Below are 16757 nucleotides of genomic sequence, written 5' to 3'. Positions count from 1 at the left end.
TGCGCGTTCGTGCAGATCGAGGTTTGTTGCGCGAAATGAGCGAAGGACAACGGTGCACATACGTGCAGATGGTGGGGACCTGACTCGCGGAGGGAGTACGTTGAACGTGTTCGAGACTCGTTCGGTGGTGAGTTTCACCTCATATTCGAACCCATAGAGGAGTGGAGCATGAAGGCACTACGAAAGAGCGTGGTCGGGGTTGCGGCGATCGGTGCCGGTGCCTTGATGCTGAGTGGCTGCGCCGGTTCCGAGCCCACCACAGACGCTGAGGGTCAGATCGTGGTGACGTTGTGGCACTCGATGCGCGGCAACAACGGCGAGGCCTTCCAAGAGATTGTCGACGACTTCAACGACAGCCAGTCGGAGATCGTCGTCAATGCCTCCGAACAGGGTATGTACGACGAGGCTTACACCAAGCTGCTCCAGGTGGTCGGGACCGACGAAGCCCCGGACGTGATGCAGATGGGCAACATGCGCGAAACGGTCGAGGCAGGCCTGATCACGCCGATGCAGGAGTTCATCGACGCTGATGACCAGTTCGACATCGAGAGTCTGCAGCCGGTGCTTCGTGCCTCCTGGTCGATGGACGGGGCCCTGCAGTACATGCCCCAGTCGGCGTCGACCAACGTGGTCTTCTACAACGCGGATGCCTTCGAGGAGGCCGGGTTGGACCCCGATGAGGTGCAGACCTACGAGGACTTCGAGGAGGCAGCCCGCACGCTGCAGGAAGAAGCAGGGATGGACTACGGGGCTGCCTTCCTCATCGACGGCGGAGTGGTCCAGACCCTGATGGGGCTGCGCGGTGAACCGCTGCTCGACAACGGGAACGGTCGCGAGGCACCGCCGACGGAAGCGGTCTTCAACAGCTCCGCCGGAGTGGAGACGATGACCTGGATCCAGGAGATGTACGAGGAGGGGCTGACCGGCAACTACGGGCGCTCCTTCGACGACCTGCGCCAGCCCTGGTACGCCGGTCAGGTCGGCATGATCGGGGACACCACAGCGGCCACGATCATGCACACCCAGTCGGCGGACTTCGCGTTCGACTCGATGCCCCTGCCGGTACCTGAGGGGGAGACCTCGGCGGGCGTGAGCACCGGCGGCAACGGGATGGCGATCTTCGCCGACGCCCCGGAGGAGACGCAGCAGGCCGCCTACGAGTTCGTCCGCTTCGCCAGCTCGCCGGAGGTGCAAGCCCGGTGGGCGGCCAACACTGGGTACTTCCCGGTGGTCGAGGAGGCCTACGACGAGCAGGTCCTCATCGACGCGATGGACGAGATCCCGGCGCTCGCCTCGGCGAACAACCAGGAGCTGGCCGATGGCGAGGACCCGAACAGTCTCAGCTCGCTGTCGGGTGTGAGCGCCACATCAGAGCTCTCCGACGTCTGGGAGGCGCTGTACGACGGCGGTGATCCACAGACCGTGCTCGACCAGTCCGCTGCGGAGATCACCTCACAGCTCGAGACATACAACCAGGCGAACCAGAACTGATGACAGCAGTCGACACCAAGGCTAGGCGCGCCCGGAGCACCGGGCGCGCCCAGCCGCCCCACGAGTCCCCGGAACGGCGCCGACTGCGCCGACGCCGCGAATGGCGCAACCTGCTCAGTGGACTGGCGTACCTGTCCCCCGTGCTGGTGATCTTCGCCGTCTTCCTGTTCTACCCGGCGATCAAGGCCGGCTGGCTCAGCTTCTTCAACACCAATGTGCGCGGACTGCCGACTGTGTTCGCCGGCCTGGGGAACTACATCGCCACGCTGACCTCGGACGGTTTCCGGCAGAGCCTGGTGGCGACCGTGTCCTTCGCGGTGATGGTCGTGCCGACCACGATGGCGATCGCGCTCTGTCTGGCGGTCCTCGCCAACGAGAAGCTCCGTGGGATGGCCTTCTTCCGCACGGTCTACGCTCTCCCGCTCGCGATCTCGGCAGCGGCAGCAGCCGTGGTCTGGCGGCTGATCTTCCACCCCAGCCAAGGCATCCTGAACGCATTCCTCGGAATCTTCGGGATCTCCCCCGTCGGCTGGGTGACGGACCCGAACGTGGCACTCATCTCGGTCTCGCTGACCACGATCTGGATGCACCTGGGCTTCACGTTCATCGTGCTGCTGGGTGGGATGCAGTCGTTGCCGACCGAGCTGTACGAGAGCGCGTCGCTGGATGGTGCGGGTCGGTGGCGGCAGCTACGGAACATCACCGTGCCGCTGCTTTCTCCGGTGTTGTTCTTCGTGAGCATCGTGCTGGTGATCGACTCCTTCCAGTCGTTCGGGCAGATCGACATCCTGACCCAGGGCGGACCGGCCGGGGCGACGAACCTGATCGTGTACGAGATCTACCAGAACGCATTCGTCCACCGGCAGGTGGGCTACGCCAGTGCGCAGACGGTGATCCTGTTCCTGATCGTGGTGGTGCTCTCCGCCGTGCAGTTCCGGTTCGGGGAGCGAAAGGTGCACTACCAATGAGACTCGTCCAGGGCCGCCTCTCCCGCATCCTGGTGTGGATCGCGTTGATCGTCGCCGCCTTCATGACGTCGTTTCCGTTGCTCTACGCCATCTCGGCCAGCCTGATGTCCCAGGCGGACTTCAACGCCGGGGCCGTGCTGCCGACCTGGCCGCTGGACTTCAGCAACTACGTGGACGCGTTCGGGAAGTTTCCGCTCCTGCACTACCTGCTGAACACGCTGATCATGTCGCTCATCGTCATGGTCGCTCTGCTGATCACGTGCTCTATGGCGGCCTTCGCGTTTACGTTCATCCGGTTCCGAGGGCGGGGTGTGCTGTTCGGCGTGATGCTGTCCACCCTGATGATCCCGTGGGAAGCCACGATCATCGTGAACTTCCAGACGGTGCGGGACCTGAACTGGCTGAACACGTTCCAAGGGTTGACCGTGCCGTCGTTGGCGTCCGCCTTCGGGATCTTCTTGCTGCGCCAGGCGTTCCGCACGCTGCCGCACGAGCTCTTCGAGGCCTCGCAGATCGACGGTGCCTCCCGGTTCCGGTTCTTCGTCTCGATGGTGGTACCGCTGTCCCGCCCGATGCTGGCCACCCTGGCCGTGTACACGTTCATCAACACCTGGAACAAGTACCTCTGGCCATTGCTGGTCACCACCGACGACCGGGTGCGGACCGTGCAGATCGGGTTGCGGTCGATGCAGGGCGAAGCGACGACCCAGTGGCCCATGGTGATGGCTGCGACGGTGATGGTGATGGCCGCGACCACGATCGTGCTCGTGCTCGGCCAACGACAGCTCAAGGCCGGCCTGGCGGCCGGTGCCGTGAAGGGATGACAGACGATGCAGCATGAAGGACGACGACCCAAGGTGCTCCTGGTCGGGTGGGACGGTGTGCGCGACGACACGGCACGGCGGCTCATCCTGCCTGCGCTCACCGCGCTTGCCGACAGCGGACGCTGGTGGGGCACCACCCTGCCCGACATCACGGTGGCGCCGACCGTCACAGCGGTGGGCTGGTCCACGATCCTCACCGGTGTGTGGCCCGATCAGCATGGCGTGATGGGCAACGAGGAGGAGCTCAACCGTCTGCACCGGTACCCGGAGCTGCTCACCACCGCCTACTGCGAACGACCCACGCTGAACACCTACGGGGCAGCGTCGGCGCTGATCTTCGGCACCACGTTCGGTCCCGGCCCGCTCTTCGGCCCTGGGGTGCGCACCGTGGACTGGGTGGACCGGCGTGAGTATCCGGGCAAGTTCACCGAGACCGACCCGGTGATCCAAGACGCGGCCGAACGCCAGCTGAGCACCGGCGACCCTGACCTGGCGTTCGTCTACCTGGGGGAGACCGATCAGATCGCGCACGCCTCTGGCGTCGGCGCGGAGTACGAGCAGGCCATCGCCCGCCAGGACGTGCGCCTGGGCAGGCTGATCGACAGCATCCGGAGCCGCCCCGACTTCGCAGACGAGGAGTGGCTGGTGATGGTGACCACCGACCATGGTCACCTCGACGAGGGTGGGCACGGTGGCGGCTCGTGGCAGGAGCGCCAGTCGTTCGTCGTGGCAGGCGTGCTCGGCGCCGACGGCAAGCCCAGCGCGGACGGGGTGTGGGCGGATGAGGCAGAGAACATCGACATCGCGCCGACCGCGCTGACCCATCTCGGCATCCCGGTGCCCGAACGCCTCCCCGGCAAGAGCCTGCGCTGAGCGCTGCATGCTGACCGACACCGACTTCCCCGGCGGGAATGCGCTCATCGAGGTGCTCGCCGAGGACGAGATCGAGATCCGGCCCGACCTGCGGGACACGATCGGGACCTGGTTCTACTGGTACTTCCGGGTCCGGGACTGCGCCGGTCGCCGGCTGCGGGTGCGGGTCGTCGGTGCCCCCACCGTACCGATCGCTGCCCGCGGGCCAGCGGTGAGCCTCGACGAGGGGCGCTCGTGGCGGTGGCTGGGCGCTGCGGCCGTCCAGGACGGCTCGTTCGCCTTCGACGTCCCACAGGGCTGCCCCGAGGTGCGGTTCTCGGTCGGGATGCCGTACACCGCGGCGGACCTGGAGCGGTTCCTGGGTCGGTTCGAGGGCCGAGGCGGACTGGAACGGCGCGAGCTGACCCGTTCCGAGGGTGGGCGCAGCGTCCAGGTGCTGAGGTTCGGACGCACCGACGGCGGCGCGCAGGCCCGGGTGCTGCTCACCTGCCGGCACCACAGCTGCGAGATGATGGCCAGCCACGTGCTCGAAGGTGCGATGGAGCACGTGCTGGGGGCGGACGACCAGGCAGCCCGGTGGCTGCGCGAGCGGGTCGAGATCGTGGTGGTGCCGTTCGTCGATCTCGACGGCGTGGAGGCTGGCGACCAGGGGAAGAACCGGGCACCGCACGACCATGGCCGCGACTATGGGCCCACCGAGGGGATCTACGCCTCGGTGCGCGCCATCCGGGACCTGCTGCGGGACCCGGCCAGACCGCCGTTCGACGCGGTGCTGGACCTGCACTGCCCGAACATCACCCCGCGACCGACCAACGAGCGGATCTACTTCGTCGGCTCGCCTGATGCACAGAACTGGGCGTTGGTGGAGCAGCTTTCCGAGGAGCTGGAGCGGGTGGCCACCGGCCCGCTGCCGTACCGGAGCAGCAACAACCTCCCGTTCGGCACCGCCTGGAACGTGGCCAAGAACTACGTCTCCCGTGACGAACGAACCGTCCCGCAGCAGTCGATCGGCTGGTTCCTGGACGACGAAGCGGGCGCCGGTCTGCACACGATCCTCGAGTTCCCGTATGCCGAGGCAGAAGGAACCGAGGTGAACGCCACGAGTGCGCGCGCCTTCGGCGCGGACCTTGTCCGGGCACTCGAGCGCTACCTGCGCACACGAACGGCCTCGTCGAGGGGCACGGGGCCGGAACCAACAACAGAAGGATGAGAGTGGACACACGCACGTACACACGAACGATTCCGGTGGCAGAGCCGACGGACGTCCTGGTGGTGGGCAGCGGCCCAGCAGGACTAGCCGCGGCCGTCGCAGCTGCTCGCAGCGGCGCATCGGTCCGGCTGGTCGAACGGTTCGGCTTTCTCGGCGGGAACCTCACCGCCGGGCTGGTCGGGCCGTGCATGACGTCTTTTTCGCTGGATGGTCAGACCCAGCTGGTCCGTGGGGTCTTCGATGAGTTCGTGCGGCGGATGGAGGCCCGGGGTGGTGCGGTCCACCCGTCGCAGACCAAGGGTGGGTCGCCGTACTCGGGGTTCATCCGCTTCGGTCATGATGCGGTCACCCCGTTCGATCCTGAGGCTGCCAAGCGGGTCGCGCAGGAGATGGTGCTGGAGGAGGACGTCGACCTGCTGCTGCACACCTGGGCGGTGGATGCGGTCGTGGAGGAGGGCAGGCTGCGGGGTGTGGTGGTGGTGAACAAGTCCGGGATGTCCTTCCTACCGGCAGGATCGGTGATCGATGCCACCGGTGATGGGGACGTTGCTGCACTTGCTGGTGCTGAGTTCGCGATGGGTCGTGACAGTGACGGGCTGATGCAGCCGATGACGCTGTTCTTCCGTATCGGTAATGTCGATGATGAGGCGGTCGAGCAGTACAAGCGGGAGCATCCGGAGGAGCTCTTCCCGTTCGAGAGCATCGTGGAGGAGGCGACGAGCTCTGGGCGCTACACGCTGCCGCGGCGCGGGGTGCAGCTGTTCAAGACGCTGGAGCCTGGGGTGTGGCGGATCAACACCACCCGTGTGCTGGGTCTGGATGGCACCGATGCGGGCGACCTGACCCGCGCGGAGATCGCTGCTCGCCGGCAGGTGGACCTGCTGATGGACTTCTTCCGCAAGGAGCTGCCCGGTCTGGGTGATTGCAAGCTGATCGACACTGCTGCCACGATCGGGGTGCGGGAGTCCCGGCGGGTCAGCGGTGTGTATGAGCTCACCCTGGACGACCTGGTCACCGGACGGCACTTCGAGGATGTGATCGCCGTGGCTGGGTACCCGGTGGACATCCACAGTCCGTCCAGCAACCAGGGTCCCTTCGATGATGGGATCCCACCGACGGCGAACGAGTACGAGATCCCCTACCGGAGTCTGGTGCCTGCACAGCTGGACGGGTTGCTGGTCACCGGCCGGTGCATCTCCGCCACGCACGAGGCGCTGGCCGCCGTGCGGGTGATGCCACCATCGTTTGCGATGGGAGAGGCTGCTGGGATCGCCTCGGCCCAGGCCGTGCAGGCGGGCCGACAGGTCCGCAGCGCGGACATCGCCCAGCTGCAGGCTGAGCTGGTCAGCCGTGGCGCCTACCTCGGCTCCGCACATGCGGTAGCCGAAGCAGTCCACTGAGCACCGACGGCCACGGGGCGCTGCAGGCAGCTGTGCGGCCGCTGCACCAGCTCTTCGACGTGGCCATGCTCGACCTGGACGGTGTGGTGTACCGGGGCCGGGAGGCTGTGCCACACGCCGCTGGCGCGCTGGAGACAGCGCGCACGGCGGGGATGGCACTGACGTTCGTGACGAACAACGCCTCCCGGTCCCCGGCACAGGTGGCGCAGCGTCTTGCCAGCTGCGCCGTCCCAGCCGAGCCAGCACAGGTCATCACCTCTGCGCAGGCCGCCGCACGGCTGGTCGCCGCCGAGGCCGGCCCACCGGCCCGAGTCCTGGCCATCGGCAGCGACGCCCTGCGCGAAGCTCTGCTCGCTGAAGGCCTGGAGGTGGTGACCTGTGCCGATGACGCACCCACCGTCGTCGTACAAGGGATGAGCACCTCGCTGGGCTGGAGCGATCTCGCCGAGGCGGTCCGGGCGATCAAGGCCGGGGCCACCCATGTGGCGACGAACCTGGATGCGACAGTGCCGACAGACCGTGGCATCGTGCCGGCGAACGGGTCGATGGTCGCCGCCGTGACGCACGCGACCGGACGCCCCGCTGCCGAGGCCGGCAAGCCTGCGGCGTGGATCTTCCACCAGGCTGCCCGCCGCAGCGGTGGCAGCCACCCCCTGGTGGTGGGCGACCGGCTCAGCGGCGACATCGCGGGAGCCCGTGCGGCCGGCTACGCCAGCCTGCATGTGCTCACCGGAGTGGATGGCCCGGTCGACCTGCTGCGGGCAGCACCCCCCGAACGCCCCGACTTCGTCGGCCTCGACCTGCGTGCCCTGGGCCAGACCCACCCGGCCCCCACCCGGGGTGAGGGCGACCGGTGGAGGTGCGGCACCGCCGTCGCGAGCGTGGCTGAGGGGACAGTGCGGCTGCACCGACCCGAGCAGGACCAGGACCTGTGCGACGACGCAGCGCTCACCCTGGACGAGCTACGAGCCGGCTGCGCTGCCGCCTGGTCGGCCAGCGACCGGGCAGGTGTCAGCACCGTGCTAGAACGTGGACCAGCCAGGTTGATCCTCAGCGGCTGACCGGTCGACAGCACTCGGAGCAAGGCCTCAGATCTCTATACTGACGGGGCTGGGGGAGGTACGAGGAAGTCACCGAGGGAGCGCGGGATGACGACGGACGTCGACGGGCCGACAGCGCAAGGCCCGCGCTCGCGGCACTCTCGCCTGGCCCAGGCGGCGGCGCTGGCGTACTACCACGAGGACAAGAAGATGGAGGCGATCGCGCGCGACCTCGACGTCTCGCGCTCCACAGTCTCCCGGCTGCTGGCGTTCGCGCGCGAAGCAGGGATCGTCGAGATCAGGGTCGCACGGCCGGAGCTGCGCGCCACCGCGATCGAACGGGACCTGCACGAGGCCTACGGTGTCGATGCCACAGTCGTCACCGTGCCGGAGGACACCGGACCGGAGGAGCGGCACGCCCGGACGGCCGCCTACGGTGCCGAGCTCCTGCACGAGGTCGTCAGTCATGACACCGTCCTGGCCATCGCGTGGGGCACGATGGTCAACGCCATCAGCTACCGGCTCAAACCGAAGGCGGTCACCAACTGCAAGCTGGTCCAGCTCAACGGGATCGGGCACGGCACCGGCATCGGGGTGCACTACGCGCACGCGATGATGAACCGGTACGGCGAGGCGTTCCGGGCGAACGTGCAGCAGCTCCCGGCGCCGATCTTCTTCGACACCGAGCGGTTGAAGCGGCTGTCGCACTCGGAGAAGGCGTTCTCGCACGTCCGCCAGCTGGGGGAGAAGGCGGACGTCGCGCTGTTCAGCATCGGCACGGTCAGCACCGGGGTGCCCAGCTCACCGCACCTGTACGGATCGTTCTTGACCGAGGAGGACTTCGCGCAGCTGGCCCAGGACGGCGCGGTCGGTGACATCGCGGCCACCTTCTTCGACAAGCAGGGCGAGTCCGGTGCCATCCGGATGAACAACCGCAGCACCGGCCCGAACCTGGAGAAGCTGAAGAGCATCGCCCGGCGGATCTGCGTCGTCTCCGGATCGCACAAGCTGGAGGCACTGGACGCGGCTCTGCACGGCGGGCACGTGGGTGAGCTGATCATCGACGAGGTGACCGCCCGCGAGCTGCTCGAGGCGCCGAACGGCGCGTGAGGATCAGCCCAGAGCGGTCGGCCGGTCAGCACCAGCTCCGCCACGCCAGCGATCCTGGTGCGCCGCCGGGAACCTGCTCGGCGCCTGCAGCGCCGCGCCGGTCGGAGTGCTGGTGTCGGTGCACCCGCGCACCGGACCCTGGTAGAGCACGCGCCCGCCATGGCGCCCGGGCCCCGGACCGAGGTCGATGAGCCAGTCGGCGCGCCGGACGACCTGCAGGTTGTGCTCGATCACCACCACAGTGTGCCCGGGCTCCAGCAGCCGGTCGAGCACCCCGGTGAGCACCTCCACATCATCCAGGTGCAGCCCGGTGGTGGGTTCGTCGAGCACATAGGTGGTGGGCTCGGTGGTCTCACGGAGCTCCTTGGCGATCTTCACCCGTTGGCACTCGCCGCCGGAGAGGGTGCTCAGCGACTGACCCAGCCGCAGGTACCCGAGCCCCACCTGGCGCAGCTGGTCGAGACGGCGGGCGATCCCCGGGTCCGGCAGCCGTTCGACGGCCTGGTCCACGGTCAGGTCGTTCACGTCCGCGATGCTCAGCCCGCTGACGGTGTGCTCGAGCACCTCCGCGCGGAACCGCGTGCCCCGGCAGGTCCGGCACGGCAGCTGTTGCCCGTCGAGGAACGCCAGGTCGGTGTAGATCACGCCCAGGCCCTGACAGTCCGGGCACCCGCCGTCGGAGTTGGCGGAGAACAGCCGGGCCGGGACCCCGGTGGTGCGCGCGAACAGGGAGCGGACCGGTGCTGCGATGCCGGTGTAGGTGATCGGCGTCGACCGCCGGTTGGCCGCCACCGGCCGCTGGTCCACAACGGTGGCACCGTGCTGGGCGACCAGCTCGCCGGCCAGGCTCGACTTGCCCGAGCCGGCCACCCCGGTCAGCACGGTGAGCACCCCGGTGGGGATCTGCACGGTCAGGTGCTGCAGGTTGTTCCGGTCGGCGTCGCGCACGGTGAGCCAGCCGGCAGGTCTCCGCGCGGCGCGTGGATCTGGGGGAGCACGGCGCAGGGCGCGGCCGGTCGGGGTGTCCGCGCTCAGCAGGCCGGACCAGGGGCCCTGGTAGACCAGCCGGCCACCGGCCGACCCTGCCCCGGGGCCGAGCTCGATCAGCTGGTCGGCCCAGCCCATCACCTCCGGGTCGTGCTCGACGACGATCACGTTGTTCCCTGCATCCCGCAGCCGCAGGAGCAGCTCCAGCATCGCGGCCACGTCCACTGTGTGCAGTCCCACGGTCGGTTCGTCGACGACGTAGGTCATCGTGGTCAGGCTCGAGCCCAGGTGCTTGACCATCTTCACCCGCTGGGACTCCCCACCGGAGAGGGTGCTGGTGGCCCGGGACAGGGTCAGGTAGCCCAGTCCGATGGTGATCATCGCCTCCAGCCGCTCGATCAGCGCCTGGACCACCGGCGCCACCTGCGGCTCGTGGATCTCGCCGACCACCTCCGCCAGGTCGGTCAGCTCCAGACGGGTCAGCTCGCCGATGCTGCGCCCGTGCACCCGCGCCGCGCGGGCCGCAGCGTTCAGCCGCTCGCCGGTGCAGTCCGGACAGGTGCCCGAGCGGGTGAACGCGGCGATCGTGGCCCGCTTCTGCTCCGAGAGATGGTCGGAGGTGTGCAGGTAGATGCGCTCGAACCGGTCCACCACACCCTCGTAGTCCGACGGGGCCCGGTCGCCGAGCGCCGCCGCGGCCCGGCCGCCGTAGAGCAACGCCTGGCGCTGCTCGGTGGTCCACTCCCGCAGCGGGGTGTCAGCATCGAAGGCCCCGATGTCCGCGTACTGGGAGTACCAGTACCCCCCGTGACCGAACCCGGGCAGCCGGATCGCGCCGTCGACCAACGACCGGTCCAGGTCCAGGAACTTCTCCACGGCGCTGACCACCACCTCCCCGAGACCGGAGCAGGCCGGACACATCCCGGTCGGGTCGTTGAACGAGAACCGGCCCGACTCACCCACGTGCGGGGTGCTCAACCGGGAGAACAGCAGCCGCAGGTAGGTCCAGGTGTCGGTGATCGTGCCGACGGTCGACCGGGCGTTCCCGCCGATGCGGCGCTGGTCCACCATGATCACCGGGGACAGCCCCTCGATGCGTTCAGCGTGCGGCCGGGTCCACTTCGGCAGCCGGTTGCGGGTGAACGGTGGGAACGTCTCGTTCAGCTGATGACCGGCCTCGGCAGCGAGCGTGTCCGCCACCAGGGAGGACTTGCCCGACCCGGACCGGCCCACGATCACCACGAGCTGTTCGCGGGGGATGTCCAGGTCCAGGCCGACCAGGTTGTTGACGGTGACACCACGGAAGATCATCGCGGAAGTGGTCATGCTCGGCAGGCTAAGCGCAGATGTGGCCGGAACCTGGCCGCATCTGTGCCACCATCGCACCATGGCGGGCGTGACCGAACGGATGCTCGCACTGCTGGCCACCCTGCAGTCCGGCCACACCTTCACCGGCCCCGAGCTGGCCACGCGACTGGGCGTGAGCGCGCGGACCCTGCGCCGGGACATCACCCGGCTGCGCAGCTACGGGTACCCGGTGCACACCCAGCCCGGGCCTGGCGGCTACTACCGGCTCGCCACCGGTGCGGCGCTGCCGCCGCTGACCTTCGACGACGACGAGGCGGTGGCGACGTTGCTCGCCCTGGCCGCCCTCGCCGCACGCACCCCAACGACCGACCAGACCGGTCCGGCAGGCCGACCGGGCGCCGTCCGCGACGCAGCCACCCGCGCCTACGGCACCCTGGACCAGCTGCTGCCGGCCCGGCTACGACCACGGCTGGTGGCGCTGCGTGCCAGCCTGGAAGCCTCTGCGTTCGCCATGCCACCAGTGAGCGCTGAGCATCTGGCCCGGCTCGGGGAGGCGATCGCTGCCCAGGAGGTCGTCACCTTCGGCTACACCGACGCCGGCCGCGCCCGCACCGAGCGACGGGTGGAACCGTACCGGCAGGTGCACCACCTGGGGCAGTGGTACCTGCTCGCCTGGGACGCGGGGCGCGAGGACTGGCGGACCTTCCGGGTGGACCGGATGACCGACCTGCGCCGCACCCACCGCCCCTACACCCCGCGGGAGCTACCGGCGACCTCCGCCCTGGCGTACCTGCGCGAGGGGCTGCAGCGGGACCGGCATCCGGCGACGCTGGTGATCGAGGCCCCGGCGGAGGCGGTGCTGGAGGTGTTCGCCTTCGACGACGTCACCGTGGAACCGCTCGGGCCGGACCGCACGCGGCTGACCGTAGCGGTCGACTCCTGGCACCGGCTGCTGCTCGGTCTGGCGTTCCTGGACGCCGACTTCTCCGTGACCACCGCCCCGGAGCTGGCTGAACCGTTCGGTGTCTTCGGCGCCCGCCTGCTCGCCGCCGCCGGGTCGGGGACGTCCGCTGCGGCACCGTGATGGCAAGTCCGTGGACCCACCGACGGTGGGAAGGGAGAATCAGTTCATCACGTATCGGGAGGACCGCGTCCGACTCATCTCGGTGCGGCGGTCGCGAACAGAGGAGGTAAACCTCTATGAAGGCTGAGGAGTTCGATTCTCGGTTCGACGAGGGCGAGGACATGACCTCGTCTCTCGATCTCTCCGGAGCGCGCCGTCCGGGACAGGAACGCAGCCGCGTCAACGTCGACTTTCCCGCGTGGATGATCGACTCGCTCGATCAGGAAGCCCGGCGACTCGGCGTCACGCGCCAGTCCATCATCAAGATCTGGATCGCCGAGCGTCTGGACCAACCGGGACGGCCTGCCGCCTGAGCCGTCGCACGAACCCCTCACCCGTGCCGCAGCACCACCTCATCGACCATCCGCCCCCGCTCGGGGGAGTATCCGGTCTCCTCGCTGACCGGCAGGAACCCGTTGCGGCGCAGCACCACGATCGCCGCCTCGTTGTGCCGCGGCACCCGCGCGTACACCGGTCGCTGCCCGAGCTCGTCGAGGAACTGGCCCAGCGCCGAGGTGGTCACCCCGCGCCCCCAGTAGGCGCGGTCGATCCAGAAGGAGACCAGGTGCTCCTCGGAGCCCGGATGGTTGCGGATGTGCCCGGCCACCCGGTGGCCGGTGTCCTCGACCACCTCGATCGTGCGCACCAGCACACCCTCGGCACGGCGCAGGTGCCGCCAGTGCGCGTCGAACGCCTGCCGCTCGTTCGGCGCCTCGAAGGTGTCCCCGGCCAGCGCGGCCGCATGCGGGTCACGCAGCTGGGCGAAGAACTCGTCCAGGTCACCGTCCTGGACCTCACGCAGCGTCACCTGCAGGCGGGTGTCCGGCATCGGCGTTCCTCTCCGGTGAGCCCCTGCGCACCTCCATAGTAGAACCGGCTCCGGGGCGCTCACCAGAGGGCGGACGTGAGCGACACTTCCGGCGTCGGGGCGATATCGCGGAGCACTCCGCCACGCGGGAGGTATCGCATGGATCGATTCACGCGGTGAGGGCGACCGCCTCCCGGGCGATCTCCCACTCCTCGTTCGTGGGCACCACCAGCACCGCCACCGGGCTCTCCGGGGCGGAGATGCGCCGCGTCTGCTTCGAGCGCTCCTCGTTCGCGGCCGCCTCGATCTGGATGCCCAGGTGCTCCAGACCCGCCACCGCCCCGGCGCGCACCGGGGCACTGTTCTCCCCGATACCGGCGGTGAACGCGATCGCATCCACCCGGCCGAGCACTGCGGTGTAGGCGCCGATGTACTTGCGCAGCCGGTAGCAGTAGATGTCCAGCGCGCTGGCCGCAGCCTCGTCGCCGGACTGGGCGGCGGCGGTGATGTCACGCATGTCGACCATCCCGGTCAGCCCGAGCATGCCTGAGCGGCGGTTCATCAGCTCGTCGATCTCGTCGATGCTCATGTCCGCGTGCCGGGCCAGGTGGAACACCACCGCCGGGTCGATGTCCCCGGTGCGGGTACCCATCACCAGTCCCTCCAGCGGCGTCAGCCCCATCGAGGTGTCCACCGACCGACCATCCTGCACCGCGGTCACCGAGGCCCCGTTGCCCAGGTGCAGCACGATCAGGTTCGCCTCCTCCGGTGCCAGGCCGAGGAAGTGCGCAGCCTCCCGGGCCACGTACTGGTGCGAGGTGCCGTGTGCGCCGTACCGGCGCACCCGGTACTGCCTCGCGACCTCCCGGTCCAGGGCGTAGGTGGCGGCCCGGTCCGGCATCGTCAGGTGGAAGGAGGTGTCGAAGACCGCCACGTGCGGCAGGTCGGTGAAGATCTTCCGTGCCGCCCGGATGCCCGCCAGGTTCGGCGGGTTGTGCAACGGGGCCAGGTCGGACAGGTCCTCGATGATGTGCTCGGCCTCCTCGTCGATGAGCACCGAGTGGCCGAACCTGGCCCCGCCCTGCACCACCCGGTGCCCCACGGCGACCAGACCCACCGCGGCCAGGTCCGGGCCGTGGGCGGCGAACGCCTCGTCCATCGCCGCCATCGCCGCCGTGTGGTCCGGCACCTGCAGGTCCTTCTCGAACTCCTCGCCGTTGTTCGTGTGCCGCAGGTGCGCGCCAGTCTGGCCCACCCGCTCCACCAGACCGGAGGCCACCGCGTGCCCGGTGCTGGCGTCCACCACCTGGTACTTGAGCGAAGAAGAGCCGGCGTTGATGACCAGCACGCGCTCCGCCGTCGCACTTGTGCTCATGAGACTCCCTGTGCCTGGATGGCGGTGATCGCCACCGTGTTCACGATGTCGGTGACCAACGCCCCGCGGGACAGGTCGTTGACCGGGCGGCGCAGCCCCTGCAGCACCGGGCCCACGGCCACCGCACCGGCGCTGCGCTGGACCGCCTTGTAGGTGTTGTTCCCGGTGTTCAGGTCCGGGAAGATCAGCACGGTCGCGCGCCCGGCCACCCCCGAGTCCGGCATCTTCGTGGCTGCCACCGCCGCATCCACAGCAGCGTCGTACTGGATCGGTCCCTCCACCACCAGGTCAGCAGCCCGTTCGCGCACCTCGGCCGTGGCCGCGCGCACCTTGTCCACGTCCGCACCGGACCCGGACTCTCCGGTGGAGTAGGACAGCATCGCCACCCGCGGCGTCACACCGAACTGGGCAGCGGTGGCGGCGGAGGAGATCGCGATGTCGGCCAGCTGGGTAGCGGTCGGGTCCGGGTTGACCGCACAGTCGCCGTAGACCAGCACCCGGTCCGGCAGGCACATGAAGAACACCGAGGAGACGATCGAGACCCCCGGGGCGGTCTTGATGATCTCGAACGAGGGCTTGATGGTGTGCGCGGTGGTGTGCTGCGCGCCGGAGACCATCCCGTCGGCCAACCCCTCAGCGACCATCATCGTGCCGAAGTAGGACACGTCGGTGACGATCTCCCGGGCCCGGTCGAGGGTCATCCCCTTGTGCGCGCGCAGCTCGGCGTACCGGGTGGCGAACACCTCGCGCAGCTCGGAGGTCGCTGGGTCGATGAGCTGGGCGGCGCTCAGGTCCAGACCCAGCTCGGCGGCCCGGGCGCGGATCGTCCCAGGGTCCCCGAGCAGGGTCAGGTCGACCACCTCTCGGGCGAGCAGCGTGCTGGCGGCGCGCAGGATGCGCATCGATCCACCCTCCGGGAGCACGATGTGCTTGCGGTCCGCCCGCGCCCGCTCCAGCAGGTCGTGGGCGAACATCAGCGGGGTGAGCACCTCGGTGCGGGGCACGTTCACCGCATCCATCAGCTTCTCGATCTCGACGGCGGTCTCGAACGTGGATCGGGCCAGGTCCAGCTTGCGTTGCGAACCGGTGGACAGCAGCCCGCGGGTGCGCGCGGCCGCGCTGGCGGTCTCGAAGGTGCCGTGCTCGGTGGTGATCACCGGTAGCCGCTGGCCGAGCCCTTCCACCAGCCGGCTGACCTGCTCGGCGGGGGTGAAGCCGCCGTTGAGGATCAGTGCGGCCAAGGAGGGGAAGGTGTCGGCAGCGTGTGCGGCGAGCACGGCGAGCACCACGTCGGAGCGGTCCCCGGGCACGATCACCACGGCCCCGTCCTCGAGCCGGGTGAGGATGTGCTCCATCGTCATCCCGCCGACGATCAGCGCCTCGGCCTCCCGGTCCAGCAGCTCTGGGTCCCCGGCGGTGAGAGTGCCGTCCACGGCCTCCATCAGCTCGCGCACGCTCGGTGCGGACAGCAGCGGCAGGTCCGGCATCACCCAGGCTGGCACCGGCAGGTCCGCCAGGGCTGCCGCAGTCTGCGCCACCCGGTCGGGGTCCGCCCGGTTGGCGACCACAGCGGCGAGGGCGGCGTGGGAGGTGGTCAGCTCCACCGAGGAGACGTCCACCAGCTGGCGCACGTCCTCCGGATCGCGCTCCCGCGCGGAGACCACCAGCACGACGGCGGAGCCCAGGTTGGCAGCGACCCGCGCGTTGTAGGCCAGCTCGGTGGGGCCGGCCACGTCGGTGTAGTCCGAGCCGATGATCACCACCGCGTCGCACCGGGCGGCGATCTGGCGGAACCGGGCCACGATCGTGGCCAGCGCCTCCTCCGGGTCGGCGTGCACCGCGTCGTAGTCCACGCCGACGCACTCGTCCTCCGGGATGTCGGCGGTGGCGTGGCTGACCAGCAGGTGCAGCACCGAGTCGGTCTCGTCTGCGCTGCCGCGGCTGATCGGGCGGAACACCCCGACCCGCTGCACCCGGCGGGCGAATGCCTCCAGCAGCCCCAGGGCCACCGAGGACTTTCCGGTGTGTCCCTCCGGGGAGGTCACGTACACGCTGGTGGTCATCTGCTCTCCTGCATCCGGGCGCTCGGGGTGGGGCCGGCTGGTGCGTCGTGCGCACCAGGACGAACGGTACCCGCAGGATCCGGCGTGCAGCGGGACCAAAGGTCCCAGCGGCCCCCGATCCCTACGCAGCGGGCCCTTGCTCTCGCCTCAGACGATCGCCTGCGGGGGTGGGGGAGA

The 16757-nt window shown here is 69.2% G+C and carries 14 protein-coding genes; 10 read left to right on the top strand and 4 right to left on the bottom strand.

The annotated features are described in order from the left end of the window. Positions 1-168 precede the first annotated feature (168 nt). The 8 genes from K338_RS0108385 (at position 169) to K338_RS21365 (ending at position 8916) form a co-directional block, all read left to right on the top strand. Positions 169-1491, top strand: a complete 1323-nt coding sequence (locus K338_RS0108385) for an ABC transporter substrate-binding protein (RefSeq protein WP_084480776.1) — start codon at positions 169-171, stop codon at positions 1489-1491. Next, entirely contained in the window at positions 1491-2459 is a 969-nt protein-coding gene (locus tag K338_RS0108380; RefSeq protein WP_022917731.1) for a carbohydrate ABC transporter permease, read from the top strand. The genes K338_RS0108385 and K338_RS0108380 overlap by 1 nt, the downstream gene beginning before the upstream one ends. Further along, on the top strand, positions 2456-3283 hold the full coding sequence (locus K338_RS0108375) for a carbohydrate ABC transporter permease (protein WP_022917730.1): 828 nt from the start codon (positions 2456-2458) through the stop codon (positions 3281-3283). The genes K338_RS0108380 and K338_RS0108375 overlap by 4 nt, the downstream gene beginning before the upstream one ends. 6 nt (positions 3284-3289) lie before the next feature. Continuing rightward, positions 3290-4156 carry an alkaline phosphatase family protein gene (locus K338_RS21375; protein WP_022917729.1) on the top strand — a complete coding sequence of 289 codons (867 nt, stop codon included), beginning with the start codon at positions 3290-3292 and terminating at the stop codon, positions 4154-4156. A gap of 7 nt (positions 4157-4163) precedes the next feature. Beyond that, positions 4164-5366 carry a M14 family zinc carboxypeptidase gene (locus K338_RS21370; RefSeq protein ID WP_022917728.1) on the top strand — a complete coding sequence of 401 codons (1203 nt, stop codon included), beginning with the start codon at positions 4164-4166 and terminating at the stop codon, positions 5364-5366. A gap of 35 nt (positions 5367-5401) precedes the next feature. After that, on the top strand, positions 5402-6766 hold the full coding sequence (locus tag K338_RS0108360; RefSeq protein WP_022917727.1) for an FAD-dependent oxidoreductase: 1365 nt from the start codon (positions 5402-5404) through the stop codon (positions 6764-6766). A 32-nt stretch (positions 6767-6798) separates the two neighbouring features. After that, positions 6799-7827: an HAD-IIA family hydrolase gene (locus K338_RS0108355; RefSeq protein WP_022917726.1), complete on the top strand. Its 1029-nt coding sequence runs from the start codon at positions 6799-6801 to the stop codon at positions 7825-7827. Between the two features lie 87 nt (positions 7828-7914). After that, positions 7915-8916 carry a sugar-binding transcriptional regulator gene (locus tag K338_RS21365; protein WP_022917725.1) on the top strand — a complete coding sequence of 334 codons (1002 nt, stop codon included), beginning with the start codon at positions 7915-7917 and terminating at the stop codon, positions 8914-8916. A gap of 3 nt (positions 8917-8919) precedes the next feature. Here K338_RS21365 and K338_RS21360 read toward each other — a convergent pair whose 3' ends face one another. Next, positions 8920-11229, bottom strand: coding sequence for an ATP-binding cassette domain-containing protein (locus K338_RS21360; RefSeq protein ID WP_022917724.1), 2310 nt, complete (start codon positions 11227-11229; stop codon positions 8920-8922). A gap of 61 nt (positions 11230-11290) precedes the next feature. Between K338_RS21360 and K338_RS0108340 the strand changes: the two genes are divergently transcribed. Both K338_RS0108340 and brnA read left to right on the top strand, forming a co-directional pair. Continuing rightward, positions 11291-12295 (top strand): helix-turn-helix transcriptional regulator, encoded by a 1005-nt coding sequence (locus K338_RS0108340; RefSeq protein ID WP_022917723.1) that lies wholly within the window; start codon positions 11291-11293, stop codon positions 12293-12295. Between the two features lie 116 nt (positions 12296-12411). Then, positions 12412-12648 carry a type II toxin-antitoxin system BrnA family antitoxin gene (gene brnA / locus K338_RS0108335; protein WP_022917722.1) on the top strand — a complete coding sequence of 79 codons (237 nt, stop codon included), beginning with the start codon at positions 12412-12414 and terminating at the stop codon, positions 12646-12648. Positions 12649-12665: 17 nt separating this feature from the next. Here the strand turns inward: brnA and K338_RS0108330 are convergent, their stop codons facing one another. The 3 genes from K338_RS0108330 to pta all read right to left on the bottom strand — a co-directional run bounded on the left by K338_RS0108330 (position 12666) and on the right by pta (position 16580). Beyond that, a complete protein-coding gene (locus tag K338_RS0108330) occupies positions 12666-13163 on the bottom strand; it encodes a GNAT family N-acetyltransferase (RefSeq protein WP_022917721.1) in 498 nt (165 codons plus the stop codon). Positions 13164-13311: 148 nt separating this feature from the next. Next, positions 13312-14517 (bottom strand): acetate/propionate family kinase, encoded by a 1206-nt coding sequence (locus K338_RS0108325; RefSeq protein WP_027286597.1) that lies wholly within the window; start codon positions 14515-14517, stop codon positions 13312-13314. Continuing rightward, positions 14514-16580: a phosphate acetyltransferase gene (gene pta, locus K338_RS0108320; RefSeq protein ID WP_022917719.1), complete on the bottom strand. Its 2067-nt coding sequence runs from the start codon at positions 16578-16580 to the stop codon at positions 14514-14516. Before pta ends, K338_RS0108325 begins: the two co-directional genes overlap by 4 nt. Positions 16581-16757: the final 177 nt, after the last annotated feature.

Origin of the sequence: Ruania albidiflava DSM 18029, from assembly GCF_000421225.1 — a bacterium.
In the GTDB taxonomy this organism is placed as follows: Bacteria; Actinomycetota; Actinomycetes; order Actinomycetales; family Beutenbergiaceae; genus Ruania; species Ruania albidiflava.
Note: the sequence above shows the minus strand (reverse complement) of the source record. Positions and strands in the feature narration are given on the sequence as shown.